The organism is Bradyrhizobium sp. UFLA05-153 (genome assembly GCF_054185185.1).
The window spans coordinates 1-534 of record NZ_JBBIAM010000360.1; the positions used below are offsets into that span (position 1 = coordinate 1).

Sequence of the window (534 nt, forward strand, 5' to 3'; positions counted from 1 at the left end):
CGTGACGAAGGCGTAACGCTCGCGCTTCATCTTGAACAGCACGACCGTGCACAGCATCAGCGCGATGGCCGCGAGCATCTGGTTGGAGATTCCAAACAGCGGCCACAACGTGTTGACGCCGCCGAGCGGGTCGGTGACGCCTTGATAGAGGAAATATCCCCAGAACGCGACGCATAGGCCCGTGGCGGTGACGTTACCCGGGATCGATGCAATATTGCGCATCCCTGGCGCGAACACTCCCAGGAGATCCTGCAGCATGAATCGCCCGGCGCGTGTCCCCGCGTCGACCGCGGTGAGAATGAAAAGCGCCTCGAACAGAATGGCGAAATGATACCAGAAGGCCATCATCGCCTTCCCGCCCACCAGGTTGGCGAAAATCTGGGCCATGCCGACGGCGAGCGTCGGCGCGCCGCCGGCGCGCGAGATGATCGTCTTCTCGCCGACATCGACCGCCGCTTGCTTGATCTGCTCGGGCGTGATCGTAAAGCCCCACTCGCTCACCTTGGCGGCGGCGCTTTCGGCCGTCGTTCCGAT

1 protein-coding gene is annotated in these 534 nt (G+C 62.9%); it reads right to left on the minus strand.

The window, feature by feature from the left end:
- Positions 1-534, minus strand: a 534-nt coding sequence (locus tag Q2941_RS51885; RefSeq protein WP_458197585.1) for a carbon starvation CstA family protein, incomplete at both ends; no start/stop codon positions are given.